This window comes from Actinomycetota bacterium (genome assembly GCA_018334075.1).
Lineage (GTDB): Bacteria > Actinomycetota > Coriobacteriia > Anaerosomatales > UBA912 > JAGXSC01.
Window position 1 is genome coordinate 1 of sequence record JAGXSC010000077.1, and the last position, 3,678, is coordinate 3,678.

Here is a 3,678-nt window from a genome sequence, read left to right on the forward strand (position 1 = left end):
AGGCGCTCCTGTCCGCGCTCGAGGAGCGCGACGAGCCAGCCGTGGTTATCGGCGGCTTTGAGGCCGGATATCCCGGGCACATCACGATAGTCGAGTGACCTTCGGCTCAGGATTCAGCGGAAGATGCGTCACAGGTCAGGGCGAACTCGGGTAGAATGTCGGCATGGACACACAGACTCGCCTGCGGGCGCTTCCGAAAGTCGATGACGTACTTGCCTCGCCTCGCCTTGCCGAGGAGCTTTCGCGTCACCCAAGGACTCTGGTCGTCGAGGCGGTGCGCGAGTCGATCGACAGTGCCCGCGTAAGAATTTTGGCCGAGCGCGATCAAGCTGCCGACGTTGAAGCGATCGTTGACGGCGCCATCTTGAGGGTCGCCGAAAAAGTGCGGCCAAGTCTGAGAAGGGTCATCAACGCCACGGGCGTGGTCTTGCATACCAATCTCGGCCGGGCGGTGCTTTCCAGGGCTGCCGCCGATGCTGTGGTCGATATCGCACGGGGGTACTCCACTCTCGAATACGATGCTACGACCGGTGCGAGAGGATCCAGGCACGTCCATATCGAGGAACTCATCTGCCGCCTGACCGGCGCCGAGGCGGCCATGGCGGTCAACAACAACGCCGCCGCGGTGCTTCTCGGCATATCGGGACTTGCGCGTGGCGGTGAGGTGATCGTCAGCCGCGGTCAGTTGGTCGAGATAGGCGGCAGCTTCAGGATTCCCGATATCATGGCCGAGTCGGGAGCCACAATGGTCGAGGTCGGCACCACCAACAAGACGCATCTGCGCGACTACGAAAACGCGCTTTCGAAGGATACCCGGCTGATACTGCGGGTGCACTCTAGCAACTACCGCGTGATCGGCTTTGCCGAGGAGGCCAACACCGAGGAACTCGTGCGTCTCGGCGCGGAGCATGGGATTCCGGTCTTTGAGGACCAGGGCTCGGGTGTGCTGGTTGATCTGCGCCGGTTTGGACTGCCTTATGAGCCAACCGTCGGCGAATCGCTAGCGGCCGGTGTATCTTTGGTGAGCTGCTCCGGCGACAAGCTGCTTGGAGGGGCGCAGGCCGGCATAATTGCGGGGCGTTCCGAGATTATCGGTGTACTGAAAAAGCATCCGCTAGCCCGCGCGTTGCGGCTCGACAAGATGACGCTGGCCGCACTCGAAGCCACATTGCGCGCATACCTCGACCAGGAGCGAGCCTTCCAGGAGATCCCGACCCTGCGCATGCTGACGATCACTGCCGAAGAGGTCCGCAAGATCGCCGAGGGTCTTTCGGCTCGCATTGGCGAGATGTGCGGCGAGGCGGTGCAAGTCGAGGTGATCGATACCGTGGCGCGAGCTGGCGGCGGTGCGCTTCCAACCGCGGAGATACCCTCATCCGCAGTTGCGATCGTAGCGCCGCAAATCGGCGTGATGGAGCTGGAGCGGCGCTTACGTCTCGGCCCTTGCTGTGTCGTTGCGAGAATCAGCGAAGATCGGCTGCTGCTGGATCCGCGCACCCTGCTTGAGGGCGAGGACGTTCTTGTTGCCGAGGCTGTCGCCCGCGCAATCGGCGCAGAGGAGTAAGCGCACCATGCTCTCGCTCGTGCTTGGTACCGCCGGTCATATCGACCACGGCAAATCATCTCTGGTTGAAGCGTTGACAGGCACCGACCCTGATCGTCTCGCCGAGGAGAAGGCCCGCGGAATTACCATTGAGCTGGGTTTCGCGCAGCTAACCCTGCCAAGCGGCAGGGTTATGGGCGTTGTCGACGTCCCTGGGCACGAGAAATTCGTGCGGCACATGGTGGCGGGCGCGACAGGGATCGATGTCGCGCTTTTCGTCATCGCCGCTGATGACGGCATCATGCCGCAAACACGAGAGCATCTCGCGATCATCGACATACTCGGCGTAAGCAAAGCGGTGGTAGCACTCACAAAGGCGGACCTGGTGGATGCCGAATGGATCGAGCTTGTCACCGAAGAGATCAACAAGCTGCTAGTGGGAACATCAATCGAGGGCGCAGAGGTTGTCGCTGTCTCGGCGAAAACCAAGACGGGGCTTCCTGAGCTTCTCGCCGCTCTTGACCGGATAGCGGATGTGACATCGCCGAGACAAGCGGCCATGCCCATGCGCTTGCCGGTCGACAGGGTTTTTACCATCTCGGGCGCGGGCACGGTTGTCACTGGCACGCTCTGGTCGGGGAGCACGTCGCGCGATGATCCGGTCGAGATATACCCCAGGGGCATTTCCGGCCGAGTTCGCGGTGTGCAGGTGCACTCTGCGATCGTGGATAAGGCTCAAGCTGGGCAGAGAGTCGCGTTGAATATCTCGGGGATCGATACCGATGAGATAGCGCGCGGAGATGTCGTTGCCGCTCCCGGGTCCCTCTCGGCGACCGACCGTTTTGACGCGCGCTTCACCTACCTCGGCTTTCCCGGCTCGGACAGGCCCTTCGAGTCCGGTTCGAGGGTCCATGTGCACCACGGGACCCGCGAGGTCCTGGGCAGGGTTTTGCTTGTCGAAGGCGACACCCTGGCGCCGGGCGAGTCGTCATTCGCGCAGGTGCGGCTGGAAGAAGTGTTGATGCCGCGCTATGCCGATCGCTTCATAGTCAGATCCTACTCGCCGGTCTACACCATTGGCGGCGGTGTGGTATTGGACACGTCACCTCCTCGGCGGACAAACCTGAAAGACCAGGAGCTCGAGCTATTGCGCGCCCTCGATCAGGGAGATCCGGCAAGGGCGTCGCTTCTGCTTTTGGCCGCGCGGGGGATTCCGATGACAAGCGCCGAGGCGGCCTTTCGGCTCGGCGTCGCCAAGGCTGTCGTGGCCGACGCGCTCAATCGCGCCGATCTCAAGCGCTTGAAGGTTGGCGGCGAGACCTGGTTTGTCACGCAGACCGCCTTGCATGACATGGTTGCGGCCATAGAGCGCAGCCTGCTCGAATTTCACTCCGCCGAGCCGAAAGCCACCGGCATCGCGACCGGGGCGCTAAGGGACCTTGTCGATCGAAGGATTCCCTTCAAGGTGTTCGACGCCGTGCTCGAAGAGGCCGCGGCCGCTAAGGTCGCCATCATCGAAGGCGGCCGTACGCGGCATCCCGCCGCAGGGGTCTCGGCGATCGCCGAGATGGAGTCGGCCACCACCGCGCTCCTTTCGATCGTGCGTGCGCAAGGGCTCTCTCCGGCTTCGATCTCGGAGTTGGCAGCCGAGGCTGGCGTGGAGATCAAGGCGGCCAGGGGCGCTTTAGGCAACCTCGTGAAGGAAGGCCTTGTCGTGCGACTCGGCAACGAGCTGCACTTCTCGGCGAAGGCGATGGAGCTGGCGCGCGAGCGGCTCACGGGGCTGCTTCGTGAGCGCGGCAGGGCCACGGCAGCTGAGATTCGTGACGCTCTCGGCGTGTCGCGCAAGTATGTGATCCCGCTGCTCGAGCACTTCGACGCGCAAGGACTTACCGTGCGCGATAAGGACTATCGTTCTCTTCGCAAGAGCTGAGAGCGGGCGAGAAAGCGCGCAAAAAGCGGGCAAAAAGCACGCAGAAAGCGCGATATAGCCGTATGCTCTTGCGTTTTTTCCTCGCAATCACCAGAATCCATTCCTGGAGGCGGATGGGGCCTGGTGGCTCCCGCGGTCTTCAAAACCGTAGTGGGGCGTGAAGAGCGTCCCGGGTGTGTTCGATTCGCACGCGCCTCCGCCA

At 62.6% G+C, this 3,678-nt stretch carries 2 protein-coding genes and 1 tRNA gene; all 3 read left to right on the forward strand.

Annotation, left to right across the window (positions count from 1 at the left end; translation table 11 throughout):
- The first annotated feature begins 163 nt into the window (after nt 1-163).
- Entirely contained in the window at nt 164-1,564 is a 1,401-nt protein-coding gene (selA, locus tag KGZ89_09325; protein MBS3975049.1) for an L-seryl-tRNA(Sec) selenium transferase, read from the forward strand.
- A gap of 7 nt (nt 1,565-1,571) precedes the next feature.
- Nucleotides 1,572-3,476, forward strand: a complete 1,905-nt coding sequence (gene selB, locus KGZ89_09330) for a selenocysteine-specific translation elongation factor (GenBank protein ID MBS3975050.1) — start codon at nt 1,572-1,574, stop codon at nt 3,474-3,476.
- Nucleotides 3,477-3,581: 105 nt separating this feature from the next.
- Nucleotides 3,582-3,678, forward strand: a tRNA-Sec gene (locus tag KGZ89_09335).